The sequence below is a fragment of the Hymenobacter roseosalivarius DSM 11622 genome (assembly GCF_900176135.1).
GTDB lineage: Bacteria > Bacteroidota > Bacteroidia > Cytophagales > Hymenobacteraceae > Hymenobacter > Hymenobacter roseosalivarius.
Genome location: NZ_FWWW01000032.1, coordinates 1 through 771 on the forward strand (window position 1 = coordinate 1; position 771 = coordinate 771).

Consider the following 771-nt stretch of genomic DNA (forward strand, 5'->3'; position numbering starts at 1 on the left):
GGGTAGTGGGTTCATTCAGGGTGAGCAGCGTACTTTGGTTCATGGTTTACACGCAGCATTTTTGCGCCAAGTGCGCCAGTGAACAAATTCGGCGCAACGGCCACAGCGGCGGGCGGGCCAAGTACCAGTGCAAAGCCTGCGGTCACCAAGGCTATTTCCAGCCAGCGGCCGTGGAAAAAGCGCGGCAGTACGCCCAGGTGGACCAGCTGCTGCTGGAACGCAACTCGTTGCGCAGCATCGCCCGCGCCACGGGCGTGGCGCGCAACACGATTGCCAAACGCGTAAAAAAAAGCGGCGGCTTCGGCCCCGCCCCTGCCGCGCCTTCGCCCGAGAAAGGCCCAACGGAAGCGGTGGGAGGCCTTGGAGCTCGATGAGATGTGGACCTTTGTGGGCCGAAAAAAGCGCAAAGTCTGGCTGTGGCTGGCCGTCGAGCGCGCCAGCCGGCGCATCGTGGCCTGGGTGCTGGGTTCGCGGGGCACGGCGACGTTGCAGCGCCTCTGGCAGGCCTTGCCCCGGCGCTACCGCCGCCACACCCAGTATTTTACCGATGCGTGGCGGGCCTACCCGGAGGTCCTGCCCGCCGAGGCCCACATCGTAGGCAAAACAGGTACCCGCGTCGTCGAAGCCCTCAACGGCAAACTGCGCCACCGCTGCGGGGTGCTGGTGCGCCGTTCGCGCTCCTTCAGCAAATGCCCAAGCAGCCACCACCACCGCATTAAAATTGCCATCGACCACCATAATAGCGAAATCACCTTAGATTAACCCACTACC

General features: G+C 63.6%; 2 protein-coding genes. Both read left to right on the forward strand.

Annotated elements, in window-relative coordinates; translation table 11 throughout:
• A partial coding sequence (locus B9A24_RS01560; RefSeq protein WP_449404353.1) for a transposase-like zinc-binding domain-containing protein occupies positions 1-374 on the forward strand: 374 nt, incomplete at its 5' end.
• A 1-nt stretch (position 375) separates the two neighbouring features.
• Positions 376-762, forward strand: coding sequence for an IS1 family transposase (locus tag B9A24_RS01565; protein WP_084443377.1), 387 nt, complete (start codon positions 376-378; stop codon positions 760-762).
• Positions 763-771: the final 9 nt, after the last annotated feature.